This is a genomic window from Vibrio sp. 1159 (assembly GCF_033340395.1).
GTDB lineage: Bacteria > Pseudomonadota > Gammaproteobacteria > Enterobacterales > Vibrionaceae > Vibrio > Vibrio alginolyticus.
On record NZ_JAWOWL010000049.1, the window covers coordinates 18,466 to 37,794 of the forward strand.

The 19,329-nt window shown below is 44.5% G+C and carries 18 protein-coding genes and 1 tRNA gene; 12 read left to right on the plus strand and 7 right to left on the minus strand.

Going from position 1 to position 19,329, the window contains the following annotated elements; genetic code table 11:
* Positions 1–70: 70 nt before the first annotated feature.
* The 3 genes from R7127_RS24225 to R7127_RS24235 form a co-directional block, all read right to left on the minus strand.
* The gene (locus tag R7127_RS24225) at positions 71–268 is read right to left on the minus strand and encodes a hypothetical protein (RefSeq protein ID WP_285373083.1); all 198 of its coding nucleotides are present in this window, start codon (positions 266–268) and stop codon (positions 71–73) included.
* A gap of 53 nt (positions 269–321) precedes the next feature.
* Positions 322–406, minus strand: a tRNA-Leu gene (locus tag R7127_RS24230).
* A gap of 328 nt (positions 407–734) precedes the next feature.
* Positions 735–1,400, minus strand: coding sequence for an SDR family NAD(P)-dependent oxidoreductase (locus tag R7127_RS24235; RefSeq protein ID WP_033906213.1), 666 nt, complete (start codon positions 1,398–1,400; stop codon positions 735–737).
* Positions 1,401–1,627: 227 nt separating this feature from the next.
* Between R7127_RS24235 and R7127_RS24240 the strand changes: the two genes are divergently transcribed.
* Both R7127_RS24240 and R7127_RS24245 read left to right on the plus strand, forming a co-directional pair.
* Positions 1,628–2,896 carry a DUF2254 domain-containing protein gene (locus tag R7127_RS24240; protein WP_017636178.1) on the plus strand — a complete coding sequence of 423 codons (1,269 nt, stop codon included), beginning with the start codon at positions 1,628–1,630 and terminating at the stop codon, positions 2,894–2,896.
* Between the two features lie 184 nt (positions 2,897–3,080).
* The gene (locus R7127_RS24245; protein WP_033906212.1) at positions 3,081–3,560 is read left to right on the plus strand and encodes an RDD family protein; all 480 of its coding nucleotides are present in this window, start codon (positions 3,081–3,083) and stop codon (positions 3,558–3,560) included.
* 87 nt (positions 3,561–3,647) lie between these two features.
* Here the strand turns inward: R7127_RS24245 and lptG are convergent, their stop codons facing one another.
* Both lptG and lptF read right to left on the minus strand, forming a co-directional pair.
* On the minus strand, positions 3,648–4,718 hold the full coding sequence (gene lptG / locus R7127_RS24250; RefSeq protein WP_033906211.1) for an LPS export ABC transporter permease LptG: 1,071 nt from the start codon (positions 4,716–4,718) through the stop codon (positions 3,648–3,650).
* A 3-nt stretch (positions 4,719–4,721) separates the two neighbouring features.
* On the minus strand, positions 4,722–5,822 hold the full coding sequence (gene lptF, locus R7127_RS24255) for an LPS export ABC transporter permease LptF (protein ID WP_005381072.1): 1,101 nt from the start codon (positions 5,820–5,822) through the stop codon (positions 4,722–4,724).
* Between the two features lie 200 nt (positions 5,823–6,022).
* On the opposite strand from lptF, the gene pepA reads away from it, so the two are divergent.
* From pepA to R7127_RS24280, 5 genes are all read left to right on the plus strand, one after another.
* Positions 6,023–7,531 carry a leucyl aminopeptidase gene (pepA, locus tag R7127_RS24260; protein WP_005381073.1) on the plus strand — a complete coding sequence of 503 codons (1,509 nt, stop codon included), beginning with the start codon at positions 6,023–6,025 and terminating at the stop codon, positions 7,529–7,531.
* Positions 7,532–7,646: 115 nt separating this feature from the next.
* Entirely contained in the window at positions 7,647–8,096 is a 450-nt protein-coding gene (locus tag R7127_RS24265) for a DNA polymerase III subunit chi (protein WP_031777270.1), read from the plus strand.
* A 96-nt stretch (positions 8,097–8,192) separates the two neighbouring features.
* On the plus strand, positions 8,193–11,051 hold the full coding sequence (locus R7127_RS24270) for a valine--tRNA ligase (protein ID WP_064377290.1): 2,859 nt from the start codon (positions 8,193–8,195) through the stop codon (positions 11,049–11,051).
* 201 nt (positions 11,052–11,252) lie between these two features.
* Positions 11,253–11,657 carry a DUF2061 domain-containing protein gene (locus tag R7127_RS24275; protein WP_005381078.1) on the plus strand — a complete coding sequence of 135 codons (405 nt, stop codon included), beginning with the start codon at positions 11,253–11,255 and terminating at the stop codon, positions 11,655–11,657.
* Positions 11,658–11,772: 115 nt separating this feature from the next.
* On the plus strand, positions 11,773–12,678 hold the full coding sequence (locus R7127_RS24280; RefSeq protein WP_080996865.1) for a bifunctional helix-turn-helix transcriptional regulator/GNAT family N-acetyltransferase: 906 nt from the start codon (positions 11,773–11,775) through the stop codon (positions 12,676–12,678).
* Positions 12,679–12,697: 19 nt separating this feature from the next.
* Here R7127_RS24280 and R7127_RS24285 read toward each other — a convergent pair whose 3' ends face one another.
* Together R7127_RS24285 and rraB are read right to left on the minus strand one after the other, a co-directional pair.
* A complete protein-coding gene (locus R7127_RS24285) occupies positions 12,698–13,498 on the minus strand; it encodes a glycosyl hydrolase 2 galactose-binding domain-containing protein (protein ID WP_033906208.1) in 801 nt (266 codons plus the stop codon).
* Between the two features lie 154 nt (positions 13,499–13,652).
* Positions 13,653–14,066, minus strand: coding sequence for a ribonuclease E inhibitor RraB (gene rraB, locus R7127_RS24290; RefSeq protein WP_318148606.1), 414 nt, complete (start codon positions 14,064–14,066; stop codon positions 13,653–13,655).
* A gap of 583 nt (positions 14,067–14,649) precedes the next feature.
* Between rraB and arcA the strand changes: the two genes are divergently transcribed.
* The 5 genes from arcA (at position 14,650) to R7127_RS24315 (ending at position 19,238) form a co-directional block, all read left to right on the plus strand.
* A complete protein-coding gene (gene arcA / locus R7127_RS24295) occupies positions 14,650–15,870 on the plus strand; it encodes an arginine deiminase (protein ID WP_005381082.1) in 1,221 nt (406 codons plus the stop codon).
* Positions 15,871–16,026: 156 nt separating this feature from the next.
* Positions 16,027–17,031, plus strand: coding sequence for an ornithine carbamoyltransferase (locus R7127_RS24300; protein WP_033906207.1), 1,005 nt, complete (start codon positions 16,027–16,029; stop codon positions 17,029–17,031).
* A 281-nt stretch (positions 17,032–17,312) separates the two neighbouring features.
* Positions 17,313–18,242 (plus strand): aspartate carbamoyltransferase, encoded by a 930-nt coding sequence (gene pyrB / locus R7127_RS24305; RefSeq protein WP_005381085.1) that lies wholly within the window; start codon positions 17,313–17,315, stop codon positions 18,240–18,242.
* 15 nt (positions 18,243–18,257) lie between these two features.
* The gene (gene pyrI, locus R7127_RS24310; protein WP_005381086.1) at positions 18,258–18,719 is read left to right on the plus strand and encodes an aspartate carbamoyltransferase regulatory subunit; all 462 of its coding nucleotides are present in this window, start codon (positions 18,258–18,260) and stop codon (positions 18,717–18,719) included.
* Positions 18,720–18,848: 129 nt separating this feature from the next.
* On the plus strand, positions 18,849–19,238 hold the full coding sequence (locus R7127_RS24315) for a RidA family protein (RefSeq protein ID WP_005381087.1): 390 nt from the start codon (positions 18,849–18,851) through the stop codon (positions 19,236–19,238).
* Positions 19,239–19,329 lie beyond the last annotated feature (91 nt).

Below are 19,329 nucleotides of genomic sequence, written 5' to 3' on the forward strand. Positions count from 1 at the left end.
CGTTTTTTTTCATTTTTTTAAAACTTTTGGCGCTGAGTGCATCGAAAATTTTTCGATGTTAGCGAAGTGTCTATTCTTTTTTCAGATAATAGATTAAAAGTTCTTCTTCTAACTTCTCTTTTTCTATTCCCTGATTTTCCATAATGTGCATTTTTAAAGCAGCTATATACTTTGACATGTTTTTTCTATCTTCAAACAATATTTCTAATTGTTCATCTTTTGACAGATTTTTAAAAAAAAACTCATTTCTTTCAAAGCTTAATTTCATAACATGCTCTAAAACGCAAAAAACCGCCCTTTTTAGGCGGTCTTTTTAAATAGTGGTAGCGCTGGGCGGACTCGAACCGCCAAGCCGTTAGGCGGGTGATTTTGAATCACCTGAGTTTACCGATTTCTCCACAGCGCCACTTATACAACTCTATACAACAATTTTTACAGAGTTTCAATCAACGCAAGTCGTTGATTTTTCCCGATTTTAGCTTTTATTTTTGGTAAACGCAACCGTTTTTGAATCCGTCGTGTATACCAATTTCACCACACCGGCATCTTTGGGCTATTGCCCTTTGATGGTTGGCATTATACGTAAGCTTTTGACCTGCGCAAGCAGAAATACCTTAAATAACTATCGTTTGCTGATAATTTCGCCACAAAGTGTGACAAAGCTGTACTCATAAGAAACGTACGCTCCATTTTCTACTACTCTTCCAGATGAAAGTGAGTATACGAAACTCTTTTTAAATTCTATTCACTGTAATATCAGAAACATAACCATTCCCAATGCTCGACAACGCATTATGGAGCATCTCTGCGGCATCTTCTGCTTGCATGAAGTGACTCGTGTCCATCGTATTGCCGCTTGTTTTCCAGAATTCCGTATCCATTCCACCAGGATAAACCGCGATAATTTTCATAGGTTTTCCTTTTAGCTCCAAACGAACCGACTCAATTAATCCTTTGACGGCCCATTTCACTGCACAATACGTAGACTCTTGCGCTTTAGGTTGTTGCGCGGCTGTGGACATGATCATGACCACTTTTATTGGATGATCTTTGTAACGCTTTACTAACTCTCTTAACACATGAATCGCAGAATTCAGGTTGTTATCAATCAACTTTTGAATCTCTTCCGGCTCCTGCTCTTCCAGTAAGCCAAAATAACCACTTCCTGCACTATGAATGACCATTTCAGGAGGCTGTTTCATCCCATCAAAGAGCTGTTTCACACCTTGATGTAATGAGAGGTTGCAAGCTTGATAGCCGACGTTATGAGAGAGTTGTTTTGCTAGTGCGGATAGTTTTTCTGTATTTCTTCCTATTACATACGTCTCTTTGCCTTCCGCATCATAACGCTTTGCTAGTTCCGCCCCTAAGCCGCTACTTGCACCTGTAATTACAATCATGCGCTACCTCTTTTCAATCACATACTTTTAATTCATCTATCAATTAAGGTAACAGAATCGTGGTAATTCACACCTCAAGAGCACCATTCTTTGAAGCAAGCAGCTTTCTTACTTTCGTGATGCATGAAATATCAAGCAGAACGACGGGCATTTAACCTATGCTTAAGCAAGAATAACTTTCTGAATTTTCTATCGACTTTCTAGTGAGAACTGAATAGGAGCAAAGAATGACTGGGTCAAAATGGCAGTGGTTACTGAAACAGATGACACGAAAACTGTGGGTCCGGACGTCACTCTACGCATTACTAGCTGTTGCTACCGCCTTAATGTCGATTGTTTTAAACCAGTTCATTACTCTGCCCCCTGCCATCAACGTCAGCAAGGATTTGTTGAACAACATATTAAATATCCTCGCAACCTCCATGCTTGCAGTGACTACATTCTCTCTCAATATTATGGTCTCAGCATACAGTGCCGCTAGTGCGGGGGTAACGCCACGAGCGACAAAACTGTTGATGGAAGACAGCACAACACAAAATGCCTTAGCAACCTTTCTTGGCTCTTTTCTATTTAGTTTGGTAGGAATTATCGCGCTAGGTATTGGGGCCTATCATCAACAAGCACAAATTTATCTGTTCATCGTAACTATCGCCGTAATCGTGATGATCATACTCACTCTGCTACGTTGGATTCAGCACCTTTCCGTACTAGGAAGGGTCAGTGAAACCACTTCATACGTGGAGCAAGCCTTGTTAGATGCGATAAGAAAACGGGGCAAAGAGCGTTGGCTAGGTGCTCACCCGTGGAGCCACCCAGAACATAAACCCAGAGGAAGTAAACCTATTTTGAGCCAAGAAATTGGCTACTTACAGCATGTTGATATGCATCATCTCGATAGTATTGCTGAAGCAAACCAATGCACCATCTACCTTGAGCGACAACCGGGAAGTTTTGTGTACGTAGGTCAACCATTGGCTTGGGTTTGTGGAGAATTGCCAGACGAAAGCGAAGTAACGGCAGCCTTCACGATTCGAACGGAGCGTTCATATGATCAGGACCCTCGCTTTGGTTTAGTCGTTATGGCGGAAATCGCCTCACGAGCACTATCTCCGGCTGTAAATGATAATGGCACCGCAATTGACGTTCTTGGGCGTTCTGTACGAGCACTTTCATTATGGGGAGACCTACTCAGTGAGCCTCCTACCAAAACTCGATATCCTAGACTATTTGTGCCCGCATTGAGCTGCCAGGATTTGTTTGATGATGTCTTTTTGCCGATAGCACACGATGGTGCAGCGCAACTCCAAATACAGATTCGCCTACAAAAGGCCTTGCTAGCTCTCTCTAGTATGCACCCTAAGTTATTTTTGTCACCAGCAATCAAGCTGTCAGAAAAAGCTTTAGAGCTTTCGTTAAGCCAACATTATACCGAAGATGAGAAACACCAACTCTCTCAGCTATCTAATCTGGTCACAGACCAAAGAGCCAATGGTTAAGAGAGTCGAATTCAGTTGAAACATATTGCTGCACGGCCTCGTGTATCATGACATGTGCTGATAACGTAGGGCAGAAAAGTCACTTAGTTTATACACAATTAAAGACTCTGTGCGTTAGGTCTCTTTTCTCTTGGTGAGGGAATCTATATTCTGACGCACAATTTTTAAGGTAAGTGATGGAATAATGGCAACGTCTACAACTCTTCCACCTGCTGGTCTCTTTCGTCGACTTGCAGCGTTGATTTACGACACATTGATTATTATCGCAATTGAAATGATGGCCGCTGGTATTGTTATGGCCGTTGTGTTTGCACTAAATGCAGCAGGATTGTTGAGCTATGGCGAGTACGCAGATGCCGCAGATATGCTCGGAAAGCACCCTGTATTGAGCCCTCTATTTACACTTTATCTTGCGGGTGTGTGGATATATTTCTTTGTGTTCTTCTGGACGCGAGCAGGACAAACTCTTGGGATGCGCGCTTGGAAGCTTCGAGTTCGCAATGCCAAAGACGGTGCACCAATTACGGTAACTCAAGCTCTGATTCGTATTTCGACATCTGGCTTTGGCTTGGCAAATCTGACTGTACCGATTGATCCGAAGAAACGTGGTTTCCACGACATTTGGGCCAAAACAGAGGTAGTTGTATTACCCAAGGCAAACTAACTTGTCTAGGAACACAAAAAAGGAAGGCGTAATGCCTTCCTTTTACATTTGGTTCGGTAAAACTTGGTTTATTCGATGATGCTTCAGTCATAGCTTTCTTCGTAGCAATGCAATCGCAATAGCTAAGAACACCAAACTCGGGGCCAAAGCACCAAACACTGGGGATATGCCATACACCAAGCTTAATGGGCCAAAGAACTCACTGGATATGTAAAAAGTAAACCCGGCAACCACGCCCGACAATACCCTTGCCCCCATGGTCACGCTTCTGAGTGGACCGAAAACAAAAGATAGCGCCATTAACATCATCACAGCAATTGAAAGCGGCTGAGTCAACTTACGCCAAAACGCCAACTCATAGCGAGATGCATCTTGTTCCGATGCTTTTAGGTAAGTCACATAATCATACAAACCGCTCAGCGACAGTTCTTCTGGCTTCACGGTCACCACAGCTAACTTATCTGGTGCCAAAGAGGTGTGCCACTCCATCTGTTCGATGTCTTGCTTTGAAATTACGTTTTCATTTTCCATGTCCGTAATTTGTACGTAGCGCATCAGCCAGTTGTTATCTTGTTGGTAGTCGACTTCTTCGGCGAAAATAACTTTTTGTAGATTCTTATCATCATCAAAACGCCACATATTTAAAGCATGAAGCTTGTCGTCTTCGACTTTACCTATAAAGATAAAGTCGTTTGCGTCACGAGCCCACACACCTGAGCGCACAGACACAATGCTACCACCTGATATCGCAAACGCACGTAAGTCACGGGCCATCTTCTGGGCCTCAGGAGCGCCCCATTGACCTAACGCCATAACGACAATCATGAGCGGGACGGCCGTTTTTAGTACCGATAACCCGATATCCAGCTTAGAGAAACCAGCAGCTTGCATCACCACCAGCTCAGAGCTTGAAGCCAACATACCTAAGCCGATCAGGGCACCGAGTAATGCCGCCATTGGAAAGAACATTTCGATATCACGCGGCACACTGAGTAACACAAAGTACAACGCATGAGTGAGGTCGTACACACCTCGCCCTACTTTACGTAGCTGTTCTACATATTTGATGATGCCCGATAAGCCAACAAACGTCGCTAAAACCAAGGCAGTGGTAGAGATGATGGTTCTACCGATGTAAAGGTCTAAGATTTTGAACACAGCTTACGCGAGCCTCTTCTTGCGGAATTTGTCTTTTATTCGTCTAGCAGCAACGCTGTCCATCATATTCGCCATGATAGCAACAATCAGCAACATCGCATTGATTGGCCACATACCAATAGCAGCCGGGATGTCACCATCTTCTAATGCAGATTTGGTTGCACTGATCGCCAAGAAATACGCTAGATAGATCAGAATCGCAGGCCCCATTTTGGCAAACCGTCCCTGACGCGGATTCACCGCAGACAAAGGAATAACGAGCATTGTTAAGAGTGGAATACACACAAATAACGAAATTCGCCATTGTAGCTCCGCTTGCGCCTCTGGATCTGGGTGACCTATCAAGTCAACCGTTGGGTATGCTTCCCAGTCTCGCCCTTTCTTTTTGACCTCACGTTGGCCGATAACACCTTCGTATTCATCGAATTTCGTGATCATATATTCAACGCGAGTAGGCACACCTTCATAACGCGTACCTTCTTTCATAGTGATGATCTGACGACCGTCCGAAAGCTCTTTTACTTCACCAGAAGATGAGAACATCACACTCGGTAACACTGAATCTCGAGGGCGCATCTGCGCAACAAAAACGTTGCTCAAGGTATTGTCTTTAATGTCATCGATGAACACAACCGATGAACCGTCTGGTGTACCTTGGAACTGACCTTTTTTAAGTAGGTCAACGCTGTTTTCTGACGCTACCTGCTCATAAAGCTGCTCAACGCGGTCTTGAGACCACGGCGATAGCCACAACGCATTGAAAGCCGCCACCGCTGAAGTAATCAACGCTAGGTATAAGGCCGCTTGAACCAAGAATTTATTACCAATACCTGTCGCGTTCATTACGACAATTTCGCTCTCTGCATACAGACGACCAAATGTGATCAATATGCCGATATACAGACTTAAAGGCAGCATTAACAGACCCATTGCTGGCATGTTCAAACCAACAATCGAGAAAATCAATCCAGCAGGAATATCCCCATCAGAAGCATCAGCAAGAACACTTATGAATTTCTGGCTTACAAACACCAAAAAAAGTACGAAAAAAATCGCAAATTGGCTCTTGAGTGTTTCGCGGATCAAATATCTAACAATAATCACGCTGAAATTACCTATACAAAACTTGTTTTTTTGGTCGAATCACTATAGTTTCCCGTTGAACCATTTATTTTTTTAAAAATTATAAACTAGATGTTAGTCGCTTAATCAGCTCTGCATGTAAGCCTGGAGCTAAAATTCAACAAGTAAGCGATCATTATCTAACATTTAGAGCAATTTGTCTTCAGGATGTAGGAGTACGCATGGAGTTCAGTGTAAAAAGTGGCAGTCCAGAGAAACAACGTAGCGCATGTATCGTTGTTGGTGTGTTTGAACCACGTCGCCTTTCTCCAGTAGCCGAACAACTTGATAAAATCAGTGACGGTTACATCAGTTCACTACTTCGCCGTGGTGATCTAGAGGGTAAACCTGGTCAGATGCTGCTACTGCATCAAGTACCAGGTGTTTTGTCAGAGCGCGTTTTACTTGTCGGTTGCGGCAAAGAGCGTGAACTTGGCGAGCGCCAGTACAAGGAAATCATTCAAAAGACGATCAGCACACTTAACGAGACAGGCTCAATGGAAGCGGTATGTTTCCTAACTGAACTGCATGTTAAGGGTCGTGATACATACTGGAAAGTGCGCCAGGCTGTAGAAGCGACTAAAGATGGTCTATACACATTTAATCAATTCAAGAGCGTGAAACCTGAGACTCGCCGCCCACTGCGCAAGCTTGTTTTCAACGTACCAACGCGTCGTGAATTGAACTTGGGTGAAAAAGCAATCACTCATGGTCTTGCTATCGCATCAGGTGTCAAAGCCTCAAAAGACCTTGGCAACATGCCGCCAAACGTAGCTAATCCAGCTTACCTTGCTTCTCAAGCTCGTCGTCTAGCGGACGACTACGAAACCGTAACCACCAAAATTATTGGTGAGCAAGAGATGGAAAAACTGGGTATGACCTCTTACCTAGCAGTAGGCCGTGGTTCTAAAAACGAATCTATGATGTCTATCATCGAGTACAAAGGTAACCCTGACTCAGATGCAAAACCGATTGTGCTCGTAGGTAAAGGTCTAACCTTCGACTCAGGCGGTATCTCTCTAAAGCCGGGCGAAGGTATGGATGAGATGAAGTACGACATGTGTGGTGCGGCATCGGTATTCGGTACAATGAAAGCGCTGGCGAAGCTAAACCTACCAATCAACGTTATTGGTGTTCTAGCGGGTTGTGAAAACATGCCTGGCAGCAACGCTTACCGTCCAGGTGACATCCTAACGACCATGTCTGGTCAAACTGTAGAAGTTCTGAACACGGATGCTGAAGGCCGTCTTGTTCTTTGTGACGCACTGACTTACGTAGAGCGTTTCGAACCAGACTGCGTGGTTGACGTTGCAACGCTAACTGGTGCTTGTGTTATCGCACTAGGCCACCATATCAGCGGCGTAATCTCTAACCACAACCCTCTTTCTCATGAGCTAGTAAACGCTTCTGAGCAAGCGAGTGACCGTGCATGGCGTCTACCAATGGCAGACGAGTACCACGAACAGTTGAAAAGCCCGTTTGCGGATATGGCAAACATTGGTGGTCGCCCTGGTGGCACAATTACTGCGGGTTGCTTCTTATCTAAGTTCGCGAAGAAGTACAACTGGGCACACGTCGATATCGCAGGTACCGCGTGGAAATCAGGCGCAGCGAAAGGCTCAACGGGCCGTCCTGTCTCAATGCTTGTCCAATTCCTTTTGAACCGCAGCGGCCAAGAGACAGAAGAGTAATTTCTGAACAACATCTAAAAGGGCCGCAAGGCCCTTTTTTATTATCCTAATTTTCTAAAATGAAAGTGGGACTTAAGATGGTCTTAGGAAGAGACCCAAGGCAAGTGAGAGAATGATGCAAACTGCAACCTTCTACATCATTAACGAAGAGAGCCCGCAAGCAACGGTGGCTGGCTTTGAAGAATACATCGTGTTTTTGGCTCAGCACTTTGCTCGCCAAGGCGCTAAAGTGTATTTAAACTGCCAAGACAAACCACACGCCGAGCAGCTCGCTGAAGCCTTTTGGCAAGTTGATGCAGACAAGTTCATGGCACATAACCTCGTAGGCGAGGGACCGAAATACGCCACCAACATTGAAATCGGCCATGAAGGTGTAAAACCTAATTGGAACCGTCAGCTGGTAATTAATTTGGCGGAAAATGAGACAACCTTTGCGAACAAGTTTGCTCAAGTGGTAGACTTCGTGCCCTGCGAAGAAAAAGCTAAACAACTCGCAAGAGAAAGATATAAAATTTACCGTCAAGCAGGTTACCAGCTGCAAACGATCGAAATTCAATATCCTTAACGGTCAATCCTTATAGTTAAGGCGATCTTGTTAAGATCCCTCACTTATAAAGATTGACTAAGATTCAACCATCAACGTATCCATTAAAAGAGCGCTATGGAAAAGACATACAACCCAACTTCAATCGAACAAGCTCTGTATCAGACTTGGGAAGAGAAAGGCTACTTTAAGCCACACGGTGACACTACTAAAGAATCATACAGCATCATGATCCCGCCACCGAACGTCACTGGTAGCCTACACATGGGCCACGCGTTCCAAGATACGATCATGGATACGCTTATCCGTTGTGAACGTATGAAGGGTAAAAACACCCTTTGGCAAGTAGGTACTGACCACGCTGGTATCGCAACTCAGATGGTTGTTGAGCGTAAGATCGCTGCAGAAGAAGGCAAAACAAAACACGATTACGGTCGTGAAGCTTTCATCGACAAAATCTGGGAATGGAAAGGCGAATCTGGCGGCACTATCACTAAGCAGCTTCGTCGTCTTGGCGCATCTGTAGACTGGGATCGTGAACGCTTCACGATGGACGATGGTCTATCTAACGCCGTTCAAGAAGTGTTCGTACGTCTATACGAAGACGATCTAATCTACCGCGGTAAGCGTCTAGTTAACTGGGATCCAAAGCTACACACCGCGATTTCAGATCTAGAAGTAGAGAACAAAGACACTAAAGGCAACATGTGGCACTTCCGCTACCCACTAGCAGATGGCGCAAAAACAGCGGATGGCAAAGACTACATCGTTGTTGCAACGACTCGTCCAGAGACCGTGCTAGGCGATACAGGTGTTGCAGTTAACCCAGAAGATCCACGTTACAAAGATCTTATCGGTAAAGAAATCATCCTTCCTATCGTTGATCGTCGCATCCCAATCGTGGGCGATGAGCACGCAGATATGGAAAAAGGTACTGGCTGTGTGAAAATCACACCTGCGCACGACTTCAACGACTACGAAGTAGGTAAGCGCCACCAGCTACCAATGATCAACATTCTGACTTTCGACGCGAACATCCGCGACTCAGCAGAAGTATTCAACACTAACGGCGAAGCAAGCGAAGCTTACAGCACTGAACTACCAGCTAAATACCACGGTATGGAGCGTTTTGCCGCTCGTAAAGCTATCGTTGCTGAATTCGACGAGCTAGGTCTACTTGAAGAAGTGAAAGATCACGATCTACAAGTTCCTTACGGCGACCGTGGTGGCGTGGTTATCGAACCAATGCTAACTGACCAATGGTACGTGCGTACTGCGCCTCTAGCGAAAACTGCAGTTGAAGCAGTAGAAAACGGCGACATCCAATTCGTTCCTAAGCAATACGAAAACATGTACTTCTCTTGGATGCGTGACGTTCAAGACTGGTGTATCTCTCGTCAGCTATGGTGGGGTCACCGCATCCCAGCTTGGTACGACAACCAAGGTAATGTTTACGTAGGTCGCACTGAAGAAGAAGTTCGTAAGAACAACAACCTAGAGTCAGTCATTGAACTGCACCAAGACGAAGACGTACTGGATACATGGTTCTCTTCTGCACTATGGACGTTCGGTACTCAAGGTTGGCCAGAGCAAACTGACGATCTGAAAGTATTCCACCCTTCAGACGTACTAGTAACTGGTTTCGACATTATCTTCTTCTGGGTTGCGCGCATGATCATGATGACCATGCACTTCGTGAAAGACGAAAACGGCAAACCACAAGTACCATTTAAGACAGTTTACGTTACTGGTCTAATCCGTGACGAAAACGGCGACAAGATGTCTAAGTCGAAAGGTAACGTCCTTGATCCAATCGACATGATCGATGGTATCGACCTAGAGTCTCTCGTAGAGAAGCGTTGTGGCAACATGATGCAGCCTCAACTAGCGAAGAAGATCGAGAAGAACACTCGTAAGACGTTTGAAAACGGTATCGAAGCATACGGTACAGACGCACTGCGTTTCACTCTTGCAGCAATGGCATCGACAGGTCGTGATATCAACTGGGATATGAAGCGTCTTGAGGGTTACCGTAACTTCTGTAACAAGCTATGGAACGCAAGCCGTTACGTAATGATGAACACAGAAGAGCAAGATTGTGGCTTCAACGGTGGTGAGATTGAATACTCACTAGCAGACAAGTGGATCGAGTCTCAGTTTGAACTAGCAGCGAAAGCGTTCAACAACCATATCGACAACTTCCGTCTAGATATGGCTGCGAACACGCTTTACGAATTCATCTGGAACCAATTCTGTGACTGGTACCTAGAGCTTACTAAGCCAGTTCTATGGAAAGGTACTGAAGCACAACAGCGTGGTACTCGTCGTACATTAATCACGGTTCTTGAGAAGACTCTACGTCTAGCTCACCCAGTGATTCCTTACATCACTGAAACTATCTGGCAAAGCATCAAGCCATTAGTTGAAGGTGTAGAAGGCGAGACAATCATGCTACAAACACTTCCTCAATTCGACGAAGCAAACTTCAACCAAGAAGCGCTAGATGATATCGAATGGGTGAAGGCGTTCATTACCAGCATCCGTAACCTACGTGCTGAATACGACATCAACCCTGGTAAGCCGCTTGACGTTATGCTGAAAGCAGCAAATGCAGAAGATGCCTCTCGTCTAGAAGCAAGCAAGCAAGTACTGATGTCACTAGCGAAGCTAGAAGCAGTACGCGTGCTTGAAACTGGCGAACAAACTCCTGCATGTGCGACAGCACTGGTTGGTAAGTCTGAGTTGATGATCCCAATGGCAGGTCTGATCGACAAAGATGCTGAGCTTGCTCGTCTAGATGGCGAAATCAAGAAGACTCACGGCGAAATCAAGCGTATCGAAGGCAAACTAGGTAACGAAGGCTTCGTAGCGAAAGCACCTGAAGCAGTTGTTGCTAAAGAGCGTGAGAAGCTTGAAGGCTACAAAGAGACACTAGCTAAGCTAGAAGAGCAGAAGACAACGATCGCTGCGCTTTAAGCCTCAGTGAAAGAGAAGAATTAACACTTCTCACTTTTGGTTCAAAGGTTGGTCATCATGGCCAACCTTTTTTGTATACATTTCACCAAAACCATCATCAATAGCTTCCCCCTATCACAACAATACTCATTACCCATTAGCATTAATGAGAATTATTATCGATAATGAACTCATCGAAACAAACACGATTGAGTAATTATCATGAAAAAGACACTAACTTTCGCAGCACTGCATTTTACTATCGCATTTAGTGTCGCTTACGTACTCACAGGCGACATTCTAATTGGTAGTTTAATTGCCATGATTGAGCCTTCAGTGAACACCGTAGCCTTCTACTTTCATGAAAAGGCATGGGCAAAAGTCCCAGCACTTAAAGCTCGTCAGTGGATGACCAAATTAAAAACCGCAAGCTTTGCGACCGTGCACTTCAGCGTCGCTTTTACCGTGGTTTACTTACTAACAGGTGATGCATTTGTCGGCGGCGTAATGGCGATGCTAGAGCCGAGTTTGAACACGGTGGCTTACTACTTCCACGAGAAAGTATGGATGCGTAAATCATCAGAAAAAGCTCCAGCACCGCAGTTTTGTTTACATCACCACGCTTAAACATGGAGGCTCACTACGTCTCCTAACGAGAAAAATGACATTTACCATTGACAAGGTTGCGCACCGCAATTAATTTAATTGCGGTGCGCAACTTTATTTTTAGAGGTAAGTGATAATGAACGCTCGTCAACTTCGACACTACTCCCGTCAAGCCGTCCGATTGCTTGGTATGCTTGATAAACAATGCGGCGATGTCGCTCTCACTCCAGTGCAAGCGCACGCATTGGGTGAAATCCAATTGCAGCCATTGACCATCAATCAGCTGGCACAGCAGCTTAATGTCGACAAGTCCAACGCGAGCCGAACCGTTACTGGTTTGATTAAATTAGGTTTGGTCGAGAGCATCGAAAACCCAAAAGACAAACGTAGTCAACTCGTAGCGATTACAGAGCAAGGCCAACAGGCGTTATCACAACTGGACCAACAGCAAAACCACTTCTTTGAACAACTGCTTACCCAACTCGATGACAGCGAGCAAGAGCAACTCAAACTTGGTCTAGAGACTTACCTAAAAGGGCTAACAAAAGTGTGTCAGTCTGAGGAATACGTTCTTCGGCCTCTTACTAAAGCAGACAACCCGCAAGTCGCAGATGTGATTCGTAAAGTCTCTGCAGAATACGGCTTAACCGCAGACAAAGGTTATGGTGTGGCCGATCCAACGCTTGATGATATGTATTCGGTTTACAATCAATGCGGGGCCGCCTATTGGGTCATTGAACATCGCGGAGAGATCGTTGGTGGCGGTGGCTTTGCCCCTTTAGCTGGCGAGCCAAATGTGTGTGAACTACAAAAGATGTACTTCTTACCTCAAACACGAGGACACGGTTTAGCCAAACGCATCGTCGCATTGAGCTTACAATTGGCGGAACAATTTGGGTATCAGCAGTGCTATTTAGAGACAACTGAATGTCTGAGAGAAGCGGTAAGCTTGTATGAAAAGCTAGGCTTTGAGCATCTCGATGCCCCGCTTGGACAAACAGGGCATGATGCATGTGAAGTCGTAATGCTTAAGATGCTGTAATAGATAATATTATTAGAAGTTAAAGCACAACATGGGTAACACAAAGCTCCTGGCTCAAGGCAACAGTGAAGTTTTGGTGCTGCCCATCCAACTCAACAGACAATTGGTAGAGATCACTTGGATCAGGATCAGTAAGATCGGCATACTTTGGCGCTTCGATCTGGAATAAAGCGCTCGCATGCTCCGCTCGGACATCAATAGGAATATGGTAAGTCATACCATTAAACTTAACCGATGCAGAGACCAGACCCGGCGCAAAAGTTTGATAGTACAAGTCTACTTTAAACTCGCAACCACCACCGTGGTGCCAAATCTGCTCGGTTGCCACGCGGTCTAAACGTACATTGCGAATGAACTGCAGATACGGTTCTTGCCATACCCCTAAGCGCTCATCACTTTTTTTATATTCATGATCGGACAGAGAGCACAGCTCAGGTTTATCTTCATCAAACAGAAGATCCTCTTCTTCCTCTAAGAACAAGATTTCAAAGCGGTTACGCCCCATTTGCATGAACGGACGAATGTCTTTCTTGTAGACATTTTGAGAACCGTCACAGTCGAACAATGCTACTCCGTTCAAACGCACTTCTGCATGGTAATCCACACCACCCAACACCATTTCTACCGCTGGGAATGCCATCATGGATTCGTCCACTTCAATGTCATGCATCAGGTGCCACTCTTGCTGACGAATTGCTTCTTCTGTCAGTTCAGCTGGCAATACCTGACTCAAAGGAGCAGGGAAAGTAATGTCATCCTGTGGGATAGAAAGGTCCGTCAGTGGAGAGACTTGCCATAAACCGGCGAGTGAGAGTTGCATATACACCTTGAGCTAGATCAATTTTCACGCATTATAGGGAGAAATCCCCTATAAACTCAATGTGAATTATTTATCGCCTCCACATTCGTCAGTTTTTCAAGGAATAAAAAAACCAGCGTTAAACGCTGGTTTTTCCAAAAGTAGTGAGCTTTGATTACTCGTCGTCTTCATCTTCTTCAGGGTAAAGCGCATCTTCGCCTTCGTAGTACGTACCCCAACCGTCATAGATGATGTCGTATTTTTCTGCCAAGTGAATCAATTTTTCAACTTGCGCATCAATCGCTTCTGTGTCTAGTGCGGACTCCATAGTCGCATCACAGCAAAGCAACTTGTTACCATCTTCATCTTCAGTTTCTTCTGCTTCAAGAACTTCAAAGCCCATCTTGAATGCTTCAACTACCGCTTTTTCTAGCGTGTCAAAATCTTCTGCAAACAGGTGGTGCTCAATTTCGTATAGCGAATCTGGATCGCTGCCATCTTCTAGCAATGCTGCAATGATATCGCGAGTCTCTTCCTTTTGAATCTCAATTAATTCTTCTACTGATAGATATTCATCTTCGTGAGACATGTTTTGGCTCCAGATTAGTTACTTGATGGAAACACAATACCCGATACTGAGTATGCTGATCCGGTGAAATATGGCATGGATTGCGATGAAAAGCCACAAACAAACATCATACCACTGCGATTCTTATCGGTTATTTGAATCTAAATATTAAACCGACCACACAAAGAAACAAAAAATTAACAAAGAATGGCATTTTTTAATATTCAGAACATCCTAATTGACACTTAATGTGGTTATTTTCTCTTTCTATGCGTGTTTATGATGCTTTCTTGAATACACTCACGTGTAAAACGAAGAAGCATAACGAATAAATTCACTTTAATAATGCATAATTTAGAATAAAAATGCACATTTTATGCACTGTGCGTGTATTCTTTCTCAACGGGAAAATTAGAATAAAAACGCACGCACTCTAATTTTAGTAAAATAGCATTTATATCTAATAATAAATTTCATAAGAATCAAAATAAAAATAAAAAACTCACAAAACCAGAAACACCAGAATATAAACAAAGCTTGATAACTTGCATCTTTCTAGGAAGCTTGTCATAACTAATGGCTGGAAAATTTGTAAGGATACAAAATGAGCAAGCTGTACGTTGGATCAGAAGTTGGTCAACTTCGACGAGTTCTATTAAATCGCCCTGAACGCGCCCTAACCCACTTAACTCCGTCAAACTGTCATGAGTTGCTATTTGATGACGTTCTTGCTGTAGAAGCGGCAGGTGAAGAGCACGATGCATTCGCACGTACGCTGCGCGAGCAAGACGTTGAAGTGCTTCTCCTCCACGATTTACTGGTCGAAACCCTCGCTGTTCCAGAAGCAAAACAATGGCTGCTGAACACTCAGATTTCTGACTTTCGCTACGGGCCAACATTTGCGCGAGACCTACGCCAATACTTTTCAGAAATGGATGATGAACATCTTGCCTGCATCTTTTTAGGTGGCTTAGCATACTCAGAGCTACCGATCTCCTCATCTTCTATGCTGCCAAAAATGAAGCGTCCTCTCGACTTTGTTATTGAGCCACTGCCTAATCACCTCTTTACTCGTGATACCTCATGTTGGGTTTATGGCGGCGTTTCTCTTAACCCGATGATGATGCCTGCACGCCAACGTGAAACAAACCACCTACGTGCGATTTATCGTTGGCACCCAATTTTTGCTGGCCAAGATTTTATCAAATACTTCGGTGACGATGATCTGCATTATGATAATGCTAATGTCGAAGGCGGTGATGTGTTGGTTATTGGTAAAGGTGCAGTTCTGATCGGTATGTCTGAGCGTACGACCGCGCAAGGCGTAGAGAACCTTGCAGCGAGCCTATTTAAAGCAGGCCAAGCTACCGAAGTTATTGCAATTGATCTGCCTAAACACCGTTCATGTATGCATTTAGACACTGTGATGACCCATATGGATGTAGATACTTTCTCTGTCTACCCAGAGATCATGCGCAAAGATCTCGACACATGGCGCTTAACACCAAAAGGCAACGGTGAAATGCATGTTGAAGCCTCACATAACTATCTGCACGCGATTGAGTCCGCTCTTGGCTTAGATCAGCTGAAAATCATCACCACGGGTGGTGACAGCTATGAAGCGGAACGCGAACAATGGAATGATGCCAATAACGTTCTAACTGTAAAACCGGGCGTAGTAATTGGTTACGAACGCAATGTATACACCAACGAAAAATACGATAAAGCTGGCATCAAAGTACTGACAGTACCTGGTAACGAGCTTGGTCGTGGTCGCGGTGGCGCTCGCTGTATGAGCTGTCCAATAGAACGAGACGATATATAACTTACTCGTCCCTTTACATTAGGTGAATCAAAACTAAGGTTGATGTGAATACATCAACCTTTTTTAGCTTTAATTAAAAATAATTATTCACAATAAAAGCATTTATATGTTTTAATGAGTTCTATTAATCTAATCACATGTACTAAGGGACGAGCTATGGCTTTCAATTTACGTAACCGCAACTTTTTGAAGCTATTGGACTTCTCAACCAAAGAAATCCAGTTTTTGCTCGAACTGTCTGCAGAGCTAAAAAAAGCTAAATATGCAGGAACAGAGCAGAAGAAACTTCAAGGTAAAAACATCGCACTAATCTTTGAGAAATCTTCGACTCGTACCCGATGTGCGTTTGAAGTCGCTGCCTTTGACCAAGGTGCTCAAGTCTCTTACATCGGCCCTTCTGGCTCGCAAATCGGTCATAAGGAATCGATGAAAGACACTGCTCGTGTTCTTGGTCGTATGTACGACGGGATTGAATACCGAGGCTTTGGCCAATCCATTGTTGAAGAGCTTGGTACTTATGCTGGTGTTCCAGTGTGGAATGGTTTAACGGATGAGTTCCACCCAACCCAGATCCTTGCTGACTTCCTGACCATGCAAGAGCACGGCCGTGGTAAACAGCTACATGAAATAACCTTCGCTTACCTAGGTGATGCGCGCAACAACATGGGTAACTCACTTATGGTGGGCGCAGCGAAAATGGGCATGGATATTCGCCTTGTCGCGCCAAAAGCGTTCTGGCCTGAAGAAGAGCTCGTGGCAACTAGTCAAACTATCGCGCAACAAACCGGTGCAAAAATCACGTTAACAGAAAGCGTTGAGGAAGGTGTGAAAGGTTGTGACTTCCTATACACCGACGTTTGGGTGTCTATGGGTGAGTCTGCCGAGGCATGGGATGAACGTGTAGCGTTAATGACACCTTATCAAATCAATATGGACGTGATTAAGCAAACGGGTAATCCACATGTGAAATTCATGCACTGCCTTCCAGCTTTCCACAATGATGAAACCACCGTCGGCAAAGAAGTCGCTGAAAAATACGGTATGAAAGGCCTTGAAGTAACAGAAGAGGTATTTGAATCGGAATACTCCATCGTATTCGACGAAGCTGAAAACCGTATGCATACCATCAAAGCCGTGATGGTTGCGACGCTAGGAAGCTAAACCAGTGCGCAAAAACAGCCGATAAAAACCATGATGTAATCGCTTGCGCTCACGAAAGTTAAGCGTATAATGCTCGGCAATTTGTCTGAGGATTAAGAAATGACCACGCTGATTGCTGACGTAAAAACGCGATTTGCTCTCGCTAAGCGACTACGCTTACGTGGTATTATTTTCGTTAATTCTATTGAATTTTAAAACCTCCCCATTGGGGAGGTTTTTTTATGTCCAAAATTCCTTTCGGTTATTTGGATGTAGTCATCAATGTTATAGGGAAGAAGATCATGGCGAACTCGCTTTACCAGAAGCACATCATCTCTATTCCAGAGCTTTCACGCGAAGAACTGGAACTTATCGTAGAAACAGCAGGTAGCCTTAAAAAAGCACCTCGACCAGAACTGATTAAAAACAAAGTCGTTGCAAGTTGTTTCTTTGAACCATCAACACGTACACGTTTATCGTTTGAAACAGCGATTCAGCGCATTGGTGGTGACGTGATTGGCTTTGATAATGATGGTAATACCTCTCTGGCGAAAAAAGGCGAAACACTCGCAGATTCAGTACAAGTCATCTCTTCTTACGTCGATGCCTTTGTGATGCGTCATCCACAAGAAGGCGCCGCTCGCTTGGCCTCTGAATTTTCAAATGGCGTGCCAGTGATCAACGCGGGCGACGGTGCAAACCAACACCCAACTCAAACGCTACTCGACCTATACACCATCGCGGAAACACAAGGGCGTCTAGACAACCTGAACGTCGCATTCGTAGGTGACCTAAAATATGGCCGCACAGTGCACTCACTGACTCAAGCCTTAGCAAAGTTTAACAACATCCGCTTCTTCTTTGTTGCACCAGATGCTCTGGCAATGCCAGATTACATCTGCGAAGAACTAGACGAAGCTGGCATTCAATATAGCCTACACACAGACATGGAAAGTGTGATTCCTGAACTGGATATTCTGTACATGACACGCGTACAGAAAGAACGCTTTGACGAATCGGAATACGCTCATATTAAGTCGGCTTACATCCTAACGGCGGCACTACTAGAAGGCGCGCGTGAGAACTTGAAAGTACTGCACCCACTACCACGTGTGGATGAAATCACAACTGATGTTGATAAAACGCCTCATGCTTACTTCTTCCAGCAAGCTCAAAATGGCGTGTATGCTCGCCAAGCACTGCTGGCGCTTGTTCTAAACGAAACACTGTAATCGAGGGGAAAAATCATGGCTAAAGAAACTCAATTGCAGGTAGAAGCAATCAAAAATGGTACGGTCATCGACCACATCCCTGCGCAAATCGGCATCAAAGTATTAAGACTGTTCGATATGCACAATTCATCACAACGCGTAACGATTGGACTGAACTTGCCATCATCAGCACTCGGTCATAAAGATCTACTCAAAATCGAAAATGTGTTTATCAATGAAGAGCAAGCGAGCAAGCTAGCGTTGTATGCTCCTCACGCGACCGTGAATCAAATCGAGAATTATGAAGTGGTGAAAAAGCTCGCGTTAGAGCTTCCTGAGCGCATCAATGATGTATTTGAATGCCCGAATTCAAACTGTATTTCTCATAATGAACCAGTAGAAAGCAGCTTTAGCGTGTTCGAGAAGAAACAAGAAATCCGCCTAAAGTGTAAATACTGCGAGAAAGTGTTCTCACGCGAGATCGTAACCGAGCGATAAACACGCCGCACGACTAGGCTGTGATACGTTTAAAATACCCTGCAATGTCAGGGTATTTTGCTCTTTACCTACCGAGGGTTTAGAGGCAAACTGAGAATCTTTATTCCCTACAACTGATGGAAAAATCAAATGACGAAAGTACTTCACACTGAGTCTGCACCAGCAGCAATCGGTCCTTACGTTCAAGGCGTAGATCTAGGTAACATGGTTCTTACTTCAGGCCAAATCCCAGTAAACCCAGCGACAGGTGAAGTGTCTGCTGATATCGCAGAACAAGCTCGTCAGTCTCTAGAAAACGTAAAGGCTGTAGTTGAATCTTCAGGTCTTAAAGTATCTGATATTGTAAAGCTAACGGTTTTTGTTAAAGACCTAAATGACTTTGGCACAGTGAACGAAGTTTACGGCAAGTTCTTTGATGAGCACGGCGTAGCAAACTACCCTGCACGCTCTTGTGTAGAAGTGGCTCGCCTACCAAAAGATGTTGGCATCGAGATTGAAGCAATCGCTGTTCGCAAATAATTGCACTTGCTGACTGACCCGTCCTGATATGGGTTGACACTTTTTAACTAAAACGCTCGATGTACTTCATCGGGCGTTTTGTATTTTAAAG